The sequence below is a fragment of the Streptomyces sp. NPDC002446 genome (assembly GCF_053595675.1).
The window spans coordinates 135,311-153,892 of sequence record NZ_JBSFYC010000010.1 but is presented as its reverse complement, the minus strand read 5'-3'; the positions used below and the strand labels follow the sequence as shown (position 1 = coordinate 153,892).

General features: G+C 71.8%; 21 protein-coding genes. 7 read left to right on the top strand and 14 right to left on the bottom strand.

Annotated features, from left to right (window positions below; genetic code table 11):
- The 3 genes from ACWD6P_RS08905 to ACWD6P_RS08895 form a co-directional block, all read right to left on the bottom strand.
- Positions 1–824: histidine kinase dimerization/phospho-acceptor domain-containing protein (locus ACWD6P_RS08905; protein ID WP_451443341.1), on the bottom strand; the 824-nt coding region annotated here is incomplete at its 3' end.
- Between the two features lie 331 nt (positions 825–1,155).
- Positions 1,156–1,938 (bottom strand): glucosamine-6-phosphate deaminase, encoded by a 783-nt coding sequence (gene nagB / locus ACWD6P_RS08900; RefSeq protein WP_451443340.1) that lies wholly within the window; start codon positions 1,936–1,938, stop codon positions 1,156–1,158.
- A gap of 436 nt (positions 1,939–2,374) precedes the next feature.
- Positions 2,375–3,136 (bottom strand): SDR family oxidoreductase, encoded by a 762-nt coding sequence (locus ACWD6P_RS08895; RefSeq protein ID WP_451443339.1) that lies wholly within the window; start codon positions 3,134–3,136, stop codon positions 2,375–2,377.
- 140 nt (positions 3,137–3,276) lie between these two features.
- Here ACWD6P_RS08895 and ACWD6P_RS08890 point away from each other — a divergent pair, with 140 nt between their 5' ends.
- On the top strand, positions 3,277–3,906 hold the full coding sequence (locus tag ACWD6P_RS08890) for a TetR/AcrR family transcriptional regulator (protein WP_451443338.1): 630 nt from the start codon (positions 3,277–3,279) through the stop codon (positions 3,904–3,906).
- A gap of 328 nt (positions 3,907–4,234) precedes the next feature.
- The gene (locus tag ACWD6P_RS08885; protein ID WP_451443352.1) at positions 4,235–5,707 is read left to right on the top strand and encodes a sensor histidine kinase; all 1,473 of its coding nucleotides are present in this window, start codon (positions 4,235–4,237) and stop codon (positions 5,705–5,707) included.
- Positions 5,708–6,028: 321 nt separating this feature from the next.
- Here the strand turns inward: ACWD6P_RS08885 and ACWD6P_RS08880 are convergent, their stop codons facing one another.
- Together ACWD6P_RS08880 and ACWD6P_RS08875 are read right to left on the bottom strand one after the other, a co-directional pair.
- Positions 6,029–6,286 carry a WhiB family transcriptional regulator gene (locus ACWD6P_RS08880; RefSeq protein WP_003983230.1) on the bottom strand — a complete coding sequence of 86 codons (258 nt, stop codon included), beginning with the start codon at positions 6,284–6,286 and terminating at the stop codon, positions 6,029–6,031.
- A 320-nt stretch (positions 6,287–6,606) separates the two neighbouring features.
- Entirely contained in the window at positions 6,607–7,590 is a 984-nt protein-coding gene (locus ACWD6P_RS08875) for a diacylglycerol/lipid kinase family protein (RefSeq protein ID WP_451443337.1), read from the bottom strand.
- A gap of 96 nt (positions 7,591–7,686) precedes the next feature.
- On the opposite strand from ACWD6P_RS08875, the gene ACWD6P_RS08870 reads away from it, so the two are divergent.
- On the top strand, positions 7,687–8,157 hold the full coding sequence (locus ACWD6P_RS08870; protein ID WP_451443336.1) for a hypothetical protein: 471 nt from the start codon (positions 7,687–7,689) through the stop codon (positions 8,155–8,157).
- A gap of 430 nt (positions 8,158–8,587) precedes the next feature.
- Here the strand turns inward: ACWD6P_RS08870 and ACWD6P_RS08865 are convergent, their stop codons facing one another.
- From ACWD6P_RS08865 to ACWD6P_RS08850, 4 genes are all read right to left on the bottom strand, one after another.
- Positions 8,588–9,547, bottom strand: a complete 960-nt coding sequence (locus ACWD6P_RS08865) for an RNA polymerase sigma factor SigF (protein WP_451443351.1) — start codon at positions 9,545–9,547, stop codon at positions 8,588–8,590.
- A gap of 43 nt (positions 9,548–9,590) precedes the next feature.
- On the bottom strand, positions 9,591–10,004 hold the full coding sequence (locus tag ACWD6P_RS08860; RefSeq protein WP_003985353.1) for an ATP-binding protein: 414 nt from the start codon (positions 10,002–10,004) through the stop codon (positions 9,591–9,593).
- Between the two features lie 291 nt (positions 10,005–10,295).
- Positions 10,296–10,784, bottom strand: a complete 489-nt coding sequence (locus ACWD6P_RS08855; protein ID WP_451443335.1) for an N-acetyltransferase family protein — start codon at positions 10,782–10,784, stop codon at positions 10,296–10,298.
- A 44-nt stretch (positions 10,785–10,828) separates the two neighbouring features.
- Positions 10,829–11,089, bottom strand: coding sequence for a UBP-type zinc finger domain-containing protein (locus tag ACWD6P_RS08850; protein ID WP_451443334.1), 261 nt, complete (start codon positions 11,087–11,089; stop codon positions 10,829–10,831).
- 136 nt (positions 11,090–11,225) lie between these two features.
- Between ACWD6P_RS08850 and ACWD6P_RS08845 the strand changes: the two genes are divergently transcribed.
- Complete coding sequence (locus ACWD6P_RS08845; RefSeq protein WP_451443333.1) at positions 11,226–12,827, top strand: Na+/H+ antiporter; 1,602 nt, start codon at positions 11,226–11,228, stop codon at positions 12,825–12,827.
- A gap of 51 nt (positions 12,828–12,878) precedes the next feature.
- Here the strand turns inward: ACWD6P_RS08845 and ACWD6P_RS08840 are convergent, their stop codons facing one another.
- The 3 genes from ACWD6P_RS08840 to ACWD6P_RS08830 all read right to left on the bottom strand — a co-directional run bounded on the left by ACWD6P_RS08840 (position 12,879) and on the right by ACWD6P_RS08830 (position 14,932).
- Complete coding sequence (locus ACWD6P_RS08840; protein ID WP_451443332.1) at positions 12,879–13,811, bottom strand: 1-aminocyclopropane-1-carboxylate deaminase/D-cysteine desulfhydrase; 933 nt, start codon at positions 13,809–13,811, stop codon at positions 12,879–12,881.
- 98 nt (positions 13,812–13,909) lie between these two features.
- Positions 13,910–14,500, bottom strand: a complete 591-nt coding sequence (locus ACWD6P_RS08835) for an N-acetylmuramoyl-L-alanine amidase (RefSeq protein ID WP_451443331.1) — start codon at positions 14,498–14,500, stop codon at positions 13,910–13,912.
- A 198-nt stretch (positions 14,501–14,698) separates the two neighbouring features.
- On the bottom strand, positions 14,699–14,932 hold the full coding sequence (locus tag ACWD6P_RS08830) for a hypothetical protein (protein ID WP_451443330.1): 234 nt from the start codon (positions 14,930–14,932) through the stop codon (positions 14,699–14,701).
- Positions 14,933–15,092: 160 nt separating this feature from the next.
- Between ACWD6P_RS08830 and ACWD6P_RS08825 the strand changes: the two genes are divergently transcribed.
- From ACWD6P_RS08825 to ACWD6P_RS08815, 3 genes are all read left to right on the top strand, one after another.
- Positions 15,093–15,755: a helix-turn-helix domain-containing protein gene (locus tag ACWD6P_RS08825; RefSeq protein WP_451443329.1), complete on the top strand. Its 663-nt coding sequence runs from the start codon at positions 15,093–15,095 to the stop codon at positions 15,753–15,755.
- Between the two features lie 10 nt (positions 15,756–15,765).
- Positions 15,766–16,692: a glutaminase gene (locus ACWD6P_RS08820; RefSeq protein ID WP_451443328.1), complete on the top strand. Its 927-nt coding sequence runs from the start codon at positions 15,766–15,768 to the stop codon at positions 16,690–16,692.
- 106 nt (positions 16,693–16,798) lie between these two features.
- Positions 16,799–17,026 (top strand): hypothetical protein, encoded by a 228-nt coding sequence (locus ACWD6P_RS08815; protein WP_451443327.1) that lies wholly within the window; start codon positions 16,799–16,801, stop codon positions 17,024–17,026.
- Between the two features lie 21 nt (positions 17,027–17,047).
- Here ACWD6P_RS08815 and ACWD6P_RS08810 read toward each other — a convergent pair whose 3' ends face one another.
- The gene (locus tag ACWD6P_RS08810; protein ID WP_451443326.1) at positions 17,048–17,500 is read right to left on the bottom strand and encodes a VOC family protein; all 453 of its coding nucleotides are present in this window, start codon (positions 17,498–17,500) and stop codon (positions 17,048–17,050) included.
- An 84-nt stretch (positions 17,501–17,584) separates the two neighbouring features.
- Complete coding sequence (locus ACWD6P_RS08805; RefSeq protein WP_451443325.1) at positions 17,585–18,523, bottom strand: beta-ketoacyl-ACP synthase III; 939 nt, start codon at positions 18,521–18,523, stop codon at positions 17,585–17,587.
- Positions 18,524–18,582: the final 59 nt, after the last annotated feature.

Here is an 18,582-nt window from a genome sequence, read left to right as displayed (position 1 = left end):
GCCACCTCCGACAGATCCACCGGCCGCTTGTCGACCACCTTGTTCTCACTGCGCGCCAGCAACAACAGCCCCTCCACCAGCTGCTCACTGCGCTCATTGGTCGCCAGCAGCGTCTTGCCCAGCTGATGCAGCTCCGCCGACGCCTGCGGATCGGCGAGCTGAACCTCCAGCAACGTCCGGTTGATCGCCAACGGCGTACGCAACTCATGCGATGCATTCGCCACAAACCGCCGCTGCGACTCAAACGCCCGGTCCAACCGGTCCAACATCTCGTCGAACGTGTCCGCCAGTTCCTTGAGCTCATCGTCCGGACCGCCCAGCTTTATCCGCCGGTGCAGATCCGAACCCGCCACCCGCTGCGCGGTCCGTGTGATCCGCCCCAACGGCGCCAGCACCCGCCCCGCCATCGCATAACCGAACGCGAACGCCACCACCGCCAGGCCCACCAGCGTCAGCAGCGAGCGGTTGAGAAAGGTGTGCAGCGCCAGTGCGCGCTGGTCCCGGATGCAGTCGCTGATCGCCGTCTCTACCCGGCCGGCCGACGGCAGGCCGGGGCAACCGCTGTTGCCCACCCGGACGTTGCTGCCGAAGACCCTGAACTCCGGGGTGTTCTCCTTGAGGATGTCGGCCGCCAGCAGGTAGATGAGCGCCAGCAGCACGACGCCCGCCATCAGGAACATCCCGCCGTACAGCAGCGTCAGCCGTATCCGGATGGTCGGCCGCAGCCAGGGCACCGGACGCCGTCGCGGCCCGGGACTCCGGGCGGGCTGCGGCGGCAGCGCCACCGGCGCGGGCAGCCGGGAGGAGGCAGCCACGGCGGTCAGCACCGATGACCCGGCGAAGCGGGCCCGGCGACCGATATCGGGATGGTGAGTAACTGCACGGCTGATCCTCCCTCAGATGCCTCAAGGCACCCACCGGTTGCTGACCCACCCATCCTGCTCAAAGGGGTCATAAACCGGCGGTAAGAAGGGATCGCCGTTCCCGCCCGGCCGGGGCCCGGCCGGGCGGTGCGGCCGGGCGGCTCGCGGACCGGGGCACGGCCGGGCGGCTCGCGGACCGGGGCCCCTGCCTTCGCGCCCGGCCCGCGTGCTGCTGAGCGCGTACGAGGGCGGAGCCCCCCTGTCGCCCCCTGTCGCCGCCCGCCTCAGCTGCTCAGAGGCCCTGCCACTCCGGCTTGGCGGCGTACGTGGCACGGAAGTAGTCGGCGAGCTTGAGCTTGGCGGCGGCGGCCTCGTCGACGACGACCGTGGCGTGCGGGTGGAGCTGCAGCGCCGAGGCCGGTACCAGGGCCGCGACCGGGCCCTCGACGGCGTGCGCCACCGCGTCCGCCTTGCCCTCGCCCGTGGCGAGCAGCACCAGATGGCGGGCCTCCAGGATGGTGCCGATGCCCTGGGTGATGACGTGGTGCGGGACCTCGTCGAGGCTGTCGAAGAACCGGGCGTTGTCCTCCCGGGTCTGCTGGGTCAGCGTCTTGATGCGGGTACGGGAAGCCAGCGACGAGCAGGGCTCGTTGAAGCCGATGTGCCCGTCGGTGCCGATACCGAGCAACTGGAGGTCCACCCCGCCCGCCTCGCTCAGCGCCCGGTCGTACGCCTCACACGCGGCCTGTACGTCCTCGGCCGTGCCGTCGGGGCCCATGAAGGAGTCCTCGCCGAGCCCGAGCGGCTCGACCACCTCGCGCAGCACCACCGAACGGTAGGACTCGGGGTGCCCGGCCGGCAGACCGACATACTCGTCGAGCTGGCAGATACGGGCCCGCGAGGCGTCCACCGCCCCGGCCCGGACCTTCGCCGCCAGCGCCTCGTAGATGGGCAGCGGGGTCGAGCCGGTGGCCACACCGAGCAGCGCGTCGGGCTTGCGGCGCACCAGGGTGGCCATGGCCTCCGCGATCAGCTCGCCGCCTGCCGCGGCGTCCGGAACGATGACAACTTCCACGCTTTGGCCTGCCGTTCTGGAGAGTGGTCTCATGGGTCATGTGGTATAGACCAATCTATCAGAGGGCGGGCCCCCGGACGCGGCGGCGCATCCGGACGAAGCGGTCCGACTTCCCGCCGGCCGGGTGACCGGAAGGGTGCGGGCTGGGAGCTGCCGGGCCAGGAGCTGCCGGACCGTGACCCGCCGGACCGTGAGCCGCCGCGCCGTGAGCTGCCGGGCCAGGAACCGCCGGGCCGGGAGTCGCCGCGCCGTGAGCTGCCGGGCCAGGAACCGCCGGGCCGGGAGTCGCCGCGCCGTGAGCTGCCGGACCGTGACCCGCCGGGCCGTGAGCTGCCGCGCCGTGAGCCGCCGCGCCAGGACGTCGCCATGCCAGCGGCGCAGGGCCAGGGGCCCGAGCCAGGCGGGCGCCGCCCAGGGCCCGGCAGACGAGGTGCCGTCAGAGCAGGGCCCCTCCCGTCGCGTCGATCCACTGACCCGTCACCCAGCGGCTGTCGTCCGAGGCCAGGAAGGCCACGATGTCGCCGATCTCCGTGGCGTCCGCGATCCGTCCCAGCGGGGATATCGCCCGGACCGCCTCGCGCGCCGGAGCGTTGGCCTCGCCGCGCAGCCAGCCGGCGTTCATGTCCGTGTCGACCACGCCCGGCGCCACCGCGTTGACCGTGATCCCGCGGGCGCCCAGTTCCTTGGCCAGGGTCATGGTGAAGACGTCGATCGCCCCCTTGGTCATGGAGTACGCGATCAGCTCCGGCATGGCCGCGCCCCGCGTCAGGCCCGTCGAGGTGTTGATGATCCTGCCCCCGTCCCGCAGGCGGGGCAGGCCCTGCTGGGTGATGAAGAACGGAGCCTTGGCGTTGATGGCGAAGACCCGGTCGTAGTCCTCCTCGCGGACGTGGGCGATGGTCTCGCGGGTGCCGTCCGTGCCGGCGTTGTTGACCAGGATGTCCACCCCCTCGGCCTGTGCGTCGAACGCGGCCCACAGCGCTCGGGCGTCCCCCGGCACACCCAGCTCCGCCCGGACCGCGAAGGCCTGGCCCCCCGCCGCCTCGATCGCCGAGACCGTCTCCTTGGCCGCGGCCTCGTCGCGGCCGTAATGCACGCCGACCCGTGCGCCGTCCCTCCCCAGCCGCTCCGAGATCGCCCGGCCGATCCCCCTGCTGCCGCCCGTCACCAGTGCCGTCTTGCCGCTGAGCGCGCCCATGGCGGTGCCCCTCCCTGATCGTGCCTGCGTGCGTCCGTACGCGAACACACGCAGCCCTCGCCTGCCGAGCAATTTCTGTATCGCTCGCTACAGAAAAACCGTAGCACGCGTTCCGTACCGACCGCTATAGAATTCCTCCCATGGCGACCAAGGAAACGAAGCAGCGTGGCCGGCCCCGCTCCTTCGACCGCGAGACGGCCCTGGAGCAGGCGGTTCGGTCCTTCTGGGAGCAGGGCTACGAGGCCACGTCCATCTCCGACCTCACCCGCGCCATGGGCATCAGCGCCCCCAGCCTCTACGCCGCCTTCGGCGACAAGCAGGCGCTGTTCGGCGAGGTCGTCGCCGAGTACGGGCGGCTCTACGGAGGCTTCATCGCCCGCGCCATGGCCGAGGAGCCGACCGCCCGCCGCGGCGTCGACCGCGCCCTGCGCGAGGCCGCGGTCGAATACACCCTGCCCGGCCGTCCGCGCGGCTGCCTCGTCATCAGCGCCGCGCTGAACACCTCGCCCGCGTCCGCCGAAGTCGCCGACTCCCTGCGGGAGATGAGGCTCTCGAACATCCGCGAGATTGCGGGCGCCGTACGGGCGGACATCGCCGCGGGTGAGCTCCCGGCCGACACGGATGCGCACGCACTGGCCGGCTATGTGGGCGCCGTCCTCCAGGGCATGTCCCAGCAGGCGCGGGACGGCGCGGAGGCGGCGGAACTGGCGGCGATCGCCGACCTGGCGATGCGGGCCTGGCCGCGGACGAAGAGCCCGGAAGCGGCCTGAGGCACCCCGGAAGCACCCGCGGGCCGCGGCGCCGGGACAGGACCCTCAACCTGTCCGGCACCGCAGCCCGGAGCTGACATCGGCCGGTCCCGCCGTGCGGCGGAGTGGGTCCCCCGTGTGCGGTGGGGGCGCCACCCCGTCCTGGGACCGGTCGATCGGAGGCCTTGGCGCAGTCAGGGCAGAGAGCGCCGTCGGCCTCGTTCCGCCCTCCTGTGCGGGGAGAGCGGAGGTCTTTGCTGAATTCTGGACTAGACCATTCTTACTTGTCCATGCCCGTGCAGGCACAACACATACACCGTACGCCGGTAGGCTCCAAGACGTGCCCTCCATGAACGATCTCGTCCGCCAGCACACCGCTCTGAGCGACTCCGACCTCGAGTGGCTCCATCTGCTGGTCTCGGAGTGGCAGCTGCTCTCCGACCTCTCCTTCGCCGATCTTGTGCTGTGGGTCCCCACCCTCGACGGCACCCGCTACGTCTCCGTCGCCCAGATGCGGCCCAATACCGGCCCCACCTCCTACCAGGACGACATGGTGGGCCATCTCGTTCCCCGGGGGCGGCGTCCGATGCTGGACTCTGCCTTGGATGAGGGCCGCATCGTACGCGAGGGCGACCCCGAGTGGCGAGAGGAAGTCCCGGTCCGCGTGGAGTCCATTCCGGTACGCCGGGAGGGCCGGGTGCTCGGAGTGATCGCCCGCAACACCAATCTGCTGACCGTGCGCACGCCCAGCCGGCTGGAGCTCACCTACCTCCAGAGCGCCTCCGACCTCGCCCAGATGATCGCTGCCGGAACGTTTCCCTTCCCCGGTCAGCAGGTCGACATGGATGCCTCGCCCCGGGCCGGCGACGGGCTGATCCGGCTCGACGCGGACGGCGTCGTCCAGTACGCCAGCCCCAACGCGCTCTCCGCCTACCACCGGCTCGGTCTCGCCGCCGACCTGGTGGGCCACCACCTCGGCCAGGCCACCGCCGAACTGGCACCCGCCCGCGGCCCGGTGGACGAGGCCCTGGTCAAGCTCGCCAGCGGCTGGGCACCCAGGGAATTCGAGGTCGAGGGCAACGACGGCGTGATCCAGTTGCGCGCCATTCCGCTCAAGCCCAAGGGAACGCACATCGGTTCGCTGGTGCTGCTGCGCGATGTGACCGAACTGCGACGCCGCGAGCGGGAACTGATCACCAAGGACGCCACCATCCGGGAGATCCACCACCGGGTGAAGAACAACCTGCAGACGGTCGCCGCGCTGCTGCGGCTGCAGTCCCGCCGGATGGACTCCGAACAGGGCCGCGAGGCCCTCAACGAGGCCGTACGCAGGGTCGGTTCGATCGCGATCGTGCACGAGACGCTCTCCCAGAACCTCGACGAGCGGGTCGAGTTCGACGAGATCGCGGACCGCGTGCTGGCCATGGTCGCGGAGATCTCCCCGGGCAAGGTGATCACCCGCCGCACCGGCCGCTTCGGCATCCTGGACGCCGAGGTGGCCACGCCGCTGTCGATGGTGCTCACCGAAGTGCTGCAGAACGCCCTGGAGCACGCCTTCGACCAGGCGGAACAGGGCGTCGTCGAGGTCGGCGCGGTGCGCGGCGGCAGCCGCACCGAACCGCGGCTGCTGGTCACCGTCCAGGACAACGGCCGCGGCCTGCCCGAGGGGTTCGACCCGCATCGTGCCGGAAACCTGGGCCTGCAGATCGTACGGACCCTGGTGGAAGGGGAGTTGGGCGGAAAGTTCGACATGGTGCGGGCACCCGAAGGCGGTACCCAGGTCGTCCTCGATGTACCCGTCCGCCCCGAGAAGCAGCACTGAGAGGCATTAGTGCGGCGACGCGGTACTGCGAACCCGGTACTGCGACGCGGTGCGGAGAAGCCGTCCGGCAAAAGCGGGAAAGCGAGGCGGGAAGAGCGGGGCGGAGAACCGGGGCGGGGAAGCGGATTCGAGACCGCACCGAGGCGGAATCGATATCCGGCCCCTCACGGAGAACCGCCCCGGCCCCTCACAGCAACAAGCCCCGGACCATGCGGTCCGGGGCTCAAAGCTATTGCGATGCGATAACGACCGGGCTGTTCAGCGCCGATGGTGCATCGGGGGTACTGCGCGCTGCGGCTCGGGGGCCACGGGGCGGCTGGCTCAGGCGCTGGCGTTGCGCGCCCGGTTGCGAGCTGCACGGCGCTTCATCGCGCGGCGCTCGTCCTCGCTCAGACCACCCCAGACGCCGGAGTCCTGGCCGGACTCGAGCGCCCACTGCAGGCACTGCTCCATGACGGGGCAGCGGCGGCAGACGGCCTTGGCTTCCTCGATCTGCAGCAGCGCAGGACCGGTGTTGCCGATAGGGAAGAAGAGCTCGGGGTCTTCCTCGCGGCAAACGGCGCGGTGACGCCAGTCCATGGCTGCTCCATCTCCTCGTGTGACGGGATCGTTGCTTGTGAATGTGAACGCTTTCACGAATCCCTCCACAAGGGAAGGGCCGAACTCCAGCTGTGAACTGGTGCGGTCCTGTGGAATGAGGAGGAGGATTCGGGCTCTCAAGGGGGCCGGTAAAGCGGCCGTCCCGATCGCCATGAAGAGACTCGCAAACCTCGGCTGCGGATACAACCCCTTCCGGAAACTTTTTTTTGATTCCTTGGTGTCGCCTCGGTCACAGCCGTCATTCCAGGGGGTGGGAACCAGCCTAAACGTTCGAGTGAAAGGACTTTAGGCCCTACTGCTCACACAATCACACGCAGTGCACGGCGAACGCCTGTGAACGTCACACTCGTGCGCAGGCCCAGGTGGTCACCGTCCATCTGGAAGGGCAGCGGAACCTGCGAATGCAAGGTGAAGTTCGTGAGGTCGTGAAGTGAGAGTGCGTGCTTGCCATGGGGGCCGCGCTCGGGTGTTGACGTCAGCAGCTGGGTGGCGTACCGGGCCACCGCGGGGGACGAGAGCTTGCTCAGTGCGAACAGATCCAGGGCGGTGTCGAACGATGCGTCCGGGGACGGGTAGATCGGCCGGTTGCCCAGGTAGGACCACGGAGCGGTGTTGCAGATTATGGCCAGGGCGAGGTTCTCGACGAGCTCCGCGGCGCCGTCGTCCCCGGCCGGGCGTTCGAGCGTGATCATGCCGTGACGGCGGTTCGCCTCGCCCAGGAACTGCCGTACGACCTGTCGCATGTACAGGGCATGGGTCGAACGCTTGCCGCGTTCCCGCTGCTGCTCAACCCGGCCGACGACGCCGGCGTCGAAACCGAAGCCCGCGCAGAAGGTGAACCAGCGCTCCGGTACGCCCTCGTCCTCGCTGCCCGGGGTGCCGGAGGCCAGGCCCAGCCCGATCGTGCGCTCGCTGCCGTCGCGCAGCGCGTCCAGCAGGGCGCCCGTCGCCTCCACGACGTCATTGGGCAGCCCCAGCGCGCGGGCGAAGACATTGGTGGAGCCGCCGGGGACGACGGCCAGCCGGGGGTGCGAGTCCGGATCGGGGCCGTTGGCCAGCAGTCCGTTGACGACCTCGTTGACCGTGCCGTCGCCGCCGAGCGCCACGACCAGCTCGGTCTCTCCGCCCTCGGTGGCCTGCTGGGCCAGATCACGGGCGTGCCCGCGGTAGCGCGTCTCGGCGACCTCCAGCTTGAGGTCGCTGGCGAGTGCGTGGGTGAGTACCTCACGGGTGCGGGCACTGGTGGTGGTGGCAGCAGGATTGACCACGAGGAGTGCGCGCATGTGCAGCAGCGTACCTACCTGCTGGTACCGGCCCTCACGCACCGTCGGAATCCGGGGCATCCCCGGCCGCCGCGGCGCCGGCGCTACCCTGCTGGGGTGAGCAGCCAGCAGAAGAAGTCCGCCCGACGAGCCGCCGGCGCACCCGCCGCGGCCGCGCCCACCCCGCCGACCGGGCCGCGACCTGCCCGGCTGAGCGCCGCGGCGGCGCTCACCGCGGTTGAAGGGCTCGCGCTGGCCGCGCTCGGCGGATACATGCTGGTCATGGGGCTGGCCGGTTCGCCGGACAGCCCGCAGCAGGCGGAGATGGGCGGGCTGACCGTGCTCGCGCTCGCCGCGCTGCCGCTCGTCGCCGCCCGGGGGCTGTGGCTGCGCCGCCGCTGGAGCCGGGGGCCTTCGCTGATCACGCAGATCGTGGCGCTGCCGGTGGCCTGGACGCTGATCAACGGCGGCGGGGCGCTGATCGCGGCCGGCGTCGTACTGGCCGTGGCCGCGCTCCTCGTGCTCGTCCTGCTGGTCAACCCGACGGCCACCGAGGCGCTGGGCATCGGGCCGCGGGAGACACCGTAGGACGGCGGGACGCCCCGTAGGACGGCGCGAGGTCCCGTAGGGGAGGGGCGAACGGATCCCGTAGGGGACACGAGCGCCCCCTACGGGGCCACAACGGGGCGGGGGCGGAGGGTATTCCCGCGACCCGTTCCTCCACGGACACGGCGGGGCTGCTCCTGCGAGAGGCAGGCGGGGCAGGCTCCTTCGCGGGGAAGGCACGGCCGCTCCTTCGCGGGGAAGGTCAGGACCCGCTCCTTCGTGGGGAACGCAGGATCCGCTGCTCCGCGGGGAAAGCAGGGCCCGCTCCTCCGCGGGAAAGGGCAGGACCCGCTCCTCCGCAGGGAACGCAGGACCCGCTGCTGCGGGGGAACGCAGAACCCGCTGCTCCCAAGGCCCGTCCTCCACGACGACGGCGCCGCCGCGAGGAGTGCCGGCACTCCCCGCGTGCTTCCTACTCCTCCACGAGCAGCTTGTCGCGCAGCTGGGCCAGGGTGCGGGCCAGTAGCCGGGAGACGTGCATCTGGGAGATGCCGACCTCCTGGGCGATCTGCGACTGGGTCATATTGCCGAAGAAGCGCAGCAGCAGGATCTTCTTCTCGCGCGGCGGGAGGTCCTCCAGCAGCGGCTTGAGCGACTCGCGGTACTCCACGCCCTCCAGCGCCTCGTCCTCGGCGCCCAGGGTGTCGGCGACGGCCGGGGACTCGTCGTCCGTGTCCGGCACGTCCAGGGACAGCGTGCTGTACGCGTTGGCGGACTCCAGGCCCTCCAGGACCTCTTCCTCGGAGATCGACAGATGCTCGGCCAGCTCATGGACGGTCGGTGCCCGGCCGTGCCGCTGGGAGAGCTCGGCGGTCGCCGTCGTCAGCGACAGCCGCAGTTCCTGGAGGCGGCGCGGGACGCGGACCGCCCAGCCCTTGTCGCGGAAGTGCCGCTTGATCTCGCCGACGACGGTGGGGGTGGCGTACGTGGAGAACTCCACGCCGCGCTCCGGGTCGAAGCGGTCCACCGACTTGATCAGGCCGATCGTGGCGACCTGGGTCAGATCGTCCAGCGGCTCGCCGCGGTTGCGGAACCGGCGCGCCAGATGCTCGACGAGCGGCAGGTGCATACGGACGAGGGTGTTGCGCAGCTCCGCACGCTCCGGGGAGCCGTCGGGCAGCTTCCGCAGCTCATAGAACATCGCCCGGGCGCCGCTGCGGTCCTGCGGTTCCTGGGAGTGCTGCTGTTCCTGCAGCGTGTCGTCGGGAGCGGGCGCATCATGCCGATGCGCCTGCTGTCCCTGCTGCTCGCTCTGGTCCATGTGGTCTGCCCGCTCCGCCTGCTCCGCCGCGTCCAAATGGCCGCCGTGGTCGTCCACTCCCACCGGATGCGGCCGGGCCTGCTGCTCGGGGATGGTCGCACTGGACGCCATCCGCCCGCCGCTGTCGAGATCTTTCACGGGGCCCCCTGTTCGGTCATGACGGTCCGGGACCGGCGCCGCGCTCCTTGTACAGACTGATGGTGACCGTACGGTCCTCGGCGACGGTGGAATCGACCTTGCCGGCGAGTGCGGAGAGCACCGTCCAGGCAAAGGTGTCGCGCTCCGGGGCACGGCCGTCGGTCGTCGGGGCGGACACGGTCACCTGCAGCGCGTCGTCGATCAGGCGGAAGACGCAGCTCAGCACACTGCCGGGGACGGCCTGTTGCAGCAGGATCGCGCAGGCCTCGTCGACCGCGATGCGCAGATCCTCGATCTCGTCGAGGGTGAAGTCCAAGCGGGCTGCGAGCCCGGCCGTGGCCGTACGCAGCACGGACAGGTAGGCACCCGCAGCGGGCAGACGGACTTCCACGAAGTCCTGAGTCCCGGGCTCGCCTGCGATCTGGGACACCCTCACCTCCAAGGTGGCACAAGCTGGTTGAGCTGGAATACGCGATATTCGCGTTGTTCGGGATATTTCGCTCCGGCTCTTTCTCCTGTCGGGTGAAAGGAGAACGATCCGGCGCGGCACATGGTTCGGCTGTGACGCTATCGCGATCTGCGGGCCGGTGTCGCCCGGAAGGAGCACGGCCGCGCTCCGGGCGGAATCCGCCCGGAGCCGCCGCACGCCCCCGCTGTCACTGATTGTAAAGCTGCGGGTACGGACAGTGGCTAGAGGTGTGCACTGCCAAATCGAGGCCGATTACGCTCCGTTGACATGCGGGCCGGCCGCGAGGTCGTGCAGTGCATCTCCAGTGAGCCGGAAGACGGTCCATTCGTCCATGGGCTGTGCACCGATCGACCGGTAAAAGCCGATGGACGGTTCATTCCAATCCAGGACTGACCACTCGAAACGCTCGTATCCGCGGGTCACGCAGATCTTCGCGAGGGCCGCGAGCAGCGCCTTGCCGTGGCCGCCGCCGCGCGCCTCGGGGTGGACGTACAGGTCCTCCAGATAGACACCGTGCGTGCCCGTCCACGTCGAGAAGTTCCGGAACCACAGGGCAAAGCCCACCGGGGCGCCGTCGGCCTCGGCTATCAGTGCGAAGGCGGCCGGCTGCGGTCCGAAGAGGGCCTCCTTCAGCTGCGGCTCGGTGGCCTGCGCGGCCTCGGGGGCGCGCTCGTACGCGGCCAGCTCGCCGATCATGGTGAGGATGACGGGGACGTCGTCCGGGGTCGCTTCGCGGATCATAGGTGAAGGCTAAACGGAACCGGGTGAAGGCGGCCCGGCCCGGTTCACACCAGTTGCTGGTCGACGAAGCACCAGCGCCAGGAGTCGCCCGGTTCGAACGTCCGCATCACGGGGTGGCCGGTCTCCTCGAAGTGCCCCGTCGCATGCCGGTACGGCGAGGAGTCGCAGCAGCCGACATGGCCGCAGGCCAGGCAGAGCCGCAGCTGTACGGGGTGGCTGCCGACGGCCAGGCACTCCAGGCAGGTGGCGCTCAGCGGGGCCGGCTCGGCGCGCGGCAGACCGGCGACGTGGGTGCACTCACTCATGCCGAAACCTCGCTTCGCTCGGCCCCGCATTCGCGAGGCGCGCACCTTTCCGTGATTCGCTCGCTGCGCTCACTCATGATGGCCAGGTTAGATCGCCGGGACGGATGACGACGGGGACGGGGACGGGGACGGACCGATGGCTGTGATGCCGCTGTTTTTGCTGGTCGCGGGGAGCGCGGCGGTGGCCGGGCTGGCGCGCCGTACGCCCGTGCCGGCGCCGCTGCTGCTGGTCGCCGCCGGGCTCGCGGCGTCCGCCGTCCCCGGTGTCCCCGACTACGCCCTCGATCCGCACATCGTGCTGCCGCTGGTGCTGCCCCCGCTGCTGCACACCGCGGCCCTGGACAGCTCGTACCTGGACCTGCGGGCCAATCTGCGGCCGGTGGCGCTGCTGTCGGTGGGGTATGTGCTGTTCGCGACGCTGGTGGTCGGGTACGCGGCCTACCTCCTCATTCCGGATCTGCCGCTGACCGCCGCGCTCGTGCTGGGCGCCGTGGTCGCCCCGCCGGACGCCGTCGCGGCCACCGCCATCGCCCGCCGGCTCGGGCTGCCGCACCGGATCACGACGATCCTGCAGGGCGAATCGCTGGTCAACGACGCCACCGCGATCACCGCCTACAAGGTGGCGGTGGCCGCCGCCGTCGGGGTCGCCGCCACCTGGGGCGGCGGGCTCAGGGAGTTCGCGCTCGCGTCCGTGGGCGGCATCGGGATCGGCCTGGTCCTGATGGTGCCGCTGCACTGGCTGCGCGTCCGGCTGCGCGAGTCGGCGCTGCTGGAGAACACCCTCTCGCTGCTCATCCCGTTCGTCGCCTACGCGGCGGCCGAGCAGGTCGGGGCCTCCGGGGTGCTCGCCGTCGTCGTGGTCGCCCTCTACCTGGGGCACCGTTCCTGGCAGGTCGACTTCGAGACCAGGCTCCAGGAGGAGGCCGTGTGGAAGGTCATCTCCTTCCTGCTGGAGTCGGCGGTCTTCGCGCTGATCGGGCTGCAGCTGCCGGTCGTGCTGCGCGGTCTGGGGGAGTTCAGCGGGGCCGAGGCCCTGTGGTACGCGGCCGTGGTGTTCCTCGTCGTGGTCCTGGCCCGCTTCGTGTGGGTCTTTCCCGCGACCTATCTGCCGCGCCTCCTGTCCGCCGGGATCCGCGCCCGTGAACCCGAGACGAACTGGACCGCGCCGGTCATCGTCGGCTGGGCCGGTATGCGCGGGGTGGTGTCGCTGGCCATCGCGTTCTCCATCCCGGCCACCGTGCAGGGCGGCGGCCCCTTCCCCGCCCGCAACCTCGTGCTCTTCCTGACCTTCACCACCGTCATCGGCACCCTCGTCATCCAGGGACTGACGCTGCCGCCGGTGATCCGCGCGCTGCGGCTGCCCGGACGGGACGCCCAGGCCGAGACGCTCGCCGAGGCCCAGGCGCAGAGCGAGGCCTCGCGGGCCGCCGAGGAGCGCCTGGACGCACTGCTCCAGGACGAGCGCAACGCGCTGCCCGGCCCGCTCGCCGACCGGCTGCGCACGGTCATGGAGCGGCGCCGCAACTCGGTGTGGGAGCGGCTGGGCGCGGTCAACGAGGTCACCGGGGAGTCCGCCGACGAGACCTACCGCCGGCTGGCCCGGGAGATGATCGACACCGAGCGGCGGGTCTTCGTCCGGCTGCGCGACGCCCGGCGCATCGACGACGAGATGATGCGCACGCTGCTGCGCAGACTGGACCTGGAAGAGGCGGCGGCGTACCGGGAGGGTGCCTCGTAGGCCGGCGGGCGGGGAGCGGGGCGGGCCGGGGAACGGGGGCGGCCCGGCGGCTCACGGGGTGCCGGTGATGACCGCGGCGACCGTGCTGCCGGGCGGGAAGGCGCCCTCCCCGGCCAGCGCGGTCAGCCCGTACAGCAGCTTGGCGACGTAGACCCGCTCCAGCGGCAGGCCGTGCCGCTCGCTGAAGGCGTCCGCGAAGGCGTCGAGCTCGGGGGTGCGGCGGGCGTAGCCACCGCAGTGGAAGCGGTCGTCCAGCCGCCAGTCGCCGCGCCGCGCGCCGAACGCCGCGCGCTGCAGCCCTTCGACCGTCTCCTGGAGGAAGTGCGGACGCCCGCCCTTGAGGACGGGGATGCCGAGGGCCCGCTGGCCGGGCGCCAGTCCGGCGGCCAGACCGGCCAGGGTGCCGCCCGTACCGCAGGCCACCGCGACCGTGTCCGCGGCGCCGCGCAGCTCCCGGCCCAGCTCCGTACAGCCCTGAGCGGCAAGGGAGTTGCTGCCGCCCTCCGGTATGACGCGGAAGGCGCCGAAGCGGTTGTGCAGCGCGTCGAGCACGTCCGGGTCGGACTTGCGGCGGTAGCGGGCCCGGTCGAGGAAGTGCAGCCGCATCCCGTCGGCGGCGCAGCGGGCCAGCGACGGATTGAGCGGCGCCCCCGCCAGCTCGTCGCCGCGGACCACGCCGATCGTGGTGAAGCCGAGCAGCCGGCCGGCCGCCGCGGTGGCCCGCAGATGGTTGGAGTACGCGCCGCCGAAGGTCAGCAGCGCGCGCTCACCGGCCGCGGCCGCGGCCCGCAGATTGGGCTCCAGCTTGCGCCACTTGTTGCCCGGCAGATCCGGATGGATCAGATCGTCCCGCTTCAGCAGCAGCCGGACGCCGCGGCGCGCGAAGGGCTCGTCCTCGACCTCCTGGAGGGGGGAGGGCAGGTGCGGGCGCAGCGCGCGGGGGTCGGGCAGCGGAGCGGGGGCGGGGCGGGTCACACGGCCCATTGTCGCGCGGGGCGGGGGGCGCGGGGCGCCGGGCGGTGCGGGCCCGGTCTGCCCGGCGCCCGGTCACCTCGGCTCCCCGCGCCCCCGCCGCCGACCGTTCACTTCAGCCGTGCGCCGATCCGCTCGCGCAGCGCGTCCATCGTGAAACCGCGCGGATCGACCTTGCCGGGCTGCCACTCCAGATGGCCGAGCACCGAACGCTCGCTCCAGCCATGCGCCCGGCACACCGCCGCCGCGGCCTTCTCCAGCGCCTCCAGCTGGGCGTTCGGCCAGGGATCCGTCCCGTCGCCGAGGTTCTCGCACTCGAAGCCGTAGAAGACGCGGTTGCCGTCGGCGTCGGCCTCGTCGTCGGGCGGCAGCCGCTTCTCGGCGATCACCGCGCGCAGGACGTCAGGGTCGCCGAGCCCCGCGTGATTGGCGCGGCCGCAGCCCACCAGATGCACCGTGCCGTCCTTGGTGATCACGCCATGGCACAGCGGGCCGGGCAGACCGGGCCGGCCGTCGCGGCAGAGCCGGACGGTGCTCTCGGCGCCGGACGTGCCGGTGTGGTGCACCATCACGCCGTGCACCGGCCCCCACGCCCCCTTGCCGTCGCGGTTGTGTGTGCGCCAGCCGTCGGTCTCGGCGACATGCAGCCCTTCGGCGGTGAGCGCGTCGAGGAACCGTTCGGCGGACAGCGGCAGGGACATGGCCCACTCCGATGCGTACGCGGCGGCCGCCGGCCGCGCACCGCCTCCTGCCCCGCTTCTACGGCACGGTCCCGCACCGATGGAGTGGAACGGAGTAAAACGGACCGGTCGTTCGGGGGGTGTACGAGCGGTTTCGGCCGCCGCCCGCGCGCCCGGCCCGGCGCCCCGTCCGACCGCCCGCGGCTTGTGCCCGCGGGCCTATTCGCGCAGGAACCCGTCCCCGTGCGTGTTGACATGCGCCTCCAGCGCGTTGAGCGCGTCCTGCGTCGCCTCGGCCGAACCGCTGCCGCGCCGCTCGGCGAAGTACGCGGCGCCCAGCTTTCTCAGCAGCTCGTTGCCGTGCCGGTGCTGCTGCACCTCGTCGACCTTCTGCCTGCCCTGCGCCAGCCCCTTCTGGGCCTGTTCCTTGGCGCGGTCGAGAAACCCTGACATGTGCCACCTCCGTGAGGTCCGTGTCGTAAGGGATCAACGGCGCGGACGGCCGTGGCGTTCCCGTGCCAGGCTGGGGGATGTGGCGAAAGAGCGCGATAGGAGTGGGCCACCCGGCGTATCCGGCGGGTACCGGGAACGGGCGTCCCGGCTGCCCGGCGCCGTGCTGTGGACCACCACCACGACGCCCTCGGCGCGCCCGGTGCTGCCCGACGGCTGTATGGATCTGATCTGGAGCGAGGGCCGGCTGCTGGTGGCCGGCCCGGACACCGGTCCGCACCGCCACGAAGACGTACCGCCCGGCACCCTCTATGTGGGGGTGCGCTTCGCGCCGGGCCAGGGCCCGTCCGTCCTCGGTGTGCCGGCCCGTGAACTGCGCAACCTGCGGGTGCCGTTGGCCGAGCTGTGGCCCGCCGCCCGGGTGCGGCAGCTGGCCGGGCGGACGGCGGCGGCCGGTGCGCCCGTGCCCGTCGCCCGCCTCCTGGAGGAGGTCGCCGGGGCCCGCCTCCAGGAGGCCGCGACGGCGGACGGCCGGACCGCCGCCGTCGCCGCGGCGCTGGCCCGCGGCCGCCCCGTCGCCGAGGTCGCGGGCGCCGTCGCGCTGAGCGCACGCCAGCTGCACCGCCTCAGCCTGGACGCCTTCGGCTACGGCCCCAAGACCCTCACCCGGGTGCTCCGGTTCGTCCGCGCGCTGCGGCTGGCGCGTTCCGGGATGCCCTACGCCGAGGTCGCGGTGCGCGCCGGATACGCGGACCAGGCGCACCTGGCACGCGAGGTGAAGTCGCTGGCGGGGGCTCCGATGGGGGTGCTGCTCGCCGCGGGTTAGCGTGTGCGTCATGGACTACCAGGCCGTTCTCGAGGAGGTAGCGGCCTACGCCAGGCCGTTCGTGCGACAGGGACAGGTCGCCGACTACATACCGGCGCTGGAGCGGGTCTCCGCGGACCGCTTCGGGATCGCGGTCGCCGACATCCACGGAGCGGTGTACGGGGTCGGCGACTGGGAGGTTCCGTTCTCCGTCCAGTCGATCTCCAAGACCTTCTCGCTGGCGCTGGTGATGGCCCAGAGCCACGGCAGCCAGGCGGACGACGACATCTGGCGTCGGGTCGGCCGCGAGCCGTCCGGTACGCCGTTCAACTCGCTGGTCCAGCTGGAGGCGGAGAACGGCATCCCGCGCAACCCGTTCATCAACGCGGGCGCGCTGGTGGTCACCGACCGGCTGCAGACCCTCACCGGCGACGCCAGCACCTCGATGCTGCACTTCCTGCGCGAGGAGAGCGGCAACCCCGACCTCGCCTTCGACCAGGCGGTGGCCGGCTCCGAGGCCGAGCACGGCGACCGCAATGCCGCCCTCGCGCACTTCATGGCGTCCTTCGGCAATCTGGAGAACCCCGTCCCCAACGTCATCGAGCACTACTTCTGGCAGTGCTCGATCGAGATGAGCTGCCGCGACCTGGCCGTCGCCGGCGGTTTCCTGGCCCGCCACGGGCTGCGCGCCGACGGCAGCCGGCTGCTGGAGGCCCGCGAGGCCAAGCGGATCAACGCGGTGATGCTGACCTGCGGGACGTATGACGCGGCCGGGGAGTTCGCCTACCGCGTGGGGCTGCCCGCGAAGAGCGGCGTCGGCGGCGGAATCATCGCGATCATCCCCGGCCGCTGCACGCTGTGCGTCTGGAGCCCCGGCCTCGACGCCCGCGGCAACTCGGTCGCGGGCGCGGCGGCGCTGGACCACTTCACGACGCTGACGGGCTGGTCGGTGTTCTGAGCCCCCGCCCACCGGGGACGGAGTTCTGAGCCCCCGGCCACCGGGACGAGCTGGCGTTGTGGCCCCTGACCGGCTGGCGCATCGTATGGGTAGGAGGTGCACCGCCATGGAGCACGAGATGCGCGCTGAGTACGAGGAAGGCGTCCTCCCGCACGAGGACACCCCGGTCAAGCTCTGGCACATGACACGGGTGGGAACCACCACGGCCATGTGCGGGCGGGACCTCGCGCCGGCCGCCGCCACCCAGCCGGCCGATGCCTGGGGAGAGGCCAGCGCCAAGCCGTTCTGCCGACAGTGCGGCGTGCTGTACCTGGGGGAGCACCCCGCGGGCTAGGACCTGCCGAGAGGAAAGTTCCTAGGACGACGACGCGCTCTGCGGCAGCGGTGCGAACAGGTCCACCCCGTGGCCGTCCGGGTCCTGGACGACCGCGTAGCGCTGGCCCCAGAACGCGTCCCACGGCGGCTTCTCGCCCGTATAGTCGGCGGCGGTGAGCTCCGCGTAGACCTTGTCGACCCCGGCCGGGCCGTCGCACTCGAACGCCAGCCCCGTGGGGGTACCGGTCTGCGGCGGCGTCCAGTCCGGGTCGATGGCGCGGGCGGTCTCGTACGAGTCCCACATCAGGCGCAGCCCGCCGGGCAGCTGCGCCTCGGCGTGCGGGGCGGTGTCCGCCCCGGCGGGGACACAAAGGCCCAGGCGCCGGTAGAAGGCGAGGGAGGCGGCCATGTCGGAGACGACCATGCCGATGGCCGCGAACCGGGGGAGCGGGGGCGAGGACGGAGTGTGCGGGGTCTGTGCGTCAGTGGTCATACGGCGAGCGTAGGAAGGCCGCTGCGTCGTGGTCTTGAACGAATCGGACGCGGGCCGGGCCGCCCCGGCCCCCGTACGCCCGCCTCACGGGCAGCTGATGACCTGGCCCGCGTAGGAGAGGTTGCCGCCGAAGGCGAACAGCAGCACCGGGTCGCCGGAGGCGATCTCGCGGCGCTCGACGAGCTTGGACAGGGCCAGCGGGACGGAGGCGGCGGAGGTGTTACCGGAGTCGACGACGTCCTTGGCGACCACCGCGTTGACCGCGCCGATCCGCTCCGCGACCGGCTCGATGATCCGCAGATTGGCCTGGTGCAGCACCACCCCCGCGAGATCCTCGGGCCGGATCCCGGAGCGCTCGCAGACCGTGCGGGCGATCGCCGGCAGCTGGGTCGTCGCCCAGCGGTAGACGGTCTGACCCTCCTGGGCGAACCGGGCCGGCTCGCCCTCGATGCGGACCGCAGCGCCCATCTGGGGCACCGAACCCCACAGCACCGGGCCGATCCCGGGCTCCGGGGCGGCGGTGACCACCGCGGCACCCGCCCCGTCGCCGACCAGCACACAGGTCGTACGGTCCGTCCAGTCGACCACGTCGGTGAACTTCTCCGCGCCGATGACCAGCGCGTTCCGCGCGGAACCGGCCCGTATGGCGTGGTCGGCGGTGGCCAGCGCATGGGTGAAGCCGGAGCAGACGACGTTGATGTCCATCGTGGCGGGCGCGTCCAGCCCGAGCCGGGCGGCGACCCGGGCCGCGGCGTTCGGGCTGCGGTCGGTGGCCGTACAGGTGGCGACCAGCACCAGGTCGATGTCCTGCGGGTCCAGGCCGCTGCCGGCCAGGGCCTTGGCCGCGGCGGCGGCCGCCATCGCGTCCACGGTCTCGTCCGGCGCCGCGAGATGCCGGGTGCGGATGCCGACCCGGCTGCGGATCCAGGCGTCGTCGGTGTCGACGATCGCGGCGAGGTCGTCGTTGGTGAGCACGCGGGAGGGCTGGTAATGGCCGAGAGCCAGGATGCGTGACCCGGTCATGAGTTCCCCTGTACGTGGACGGTCGCTACCGGACAAGTCTCACCCGCCGGTGCCGGCCG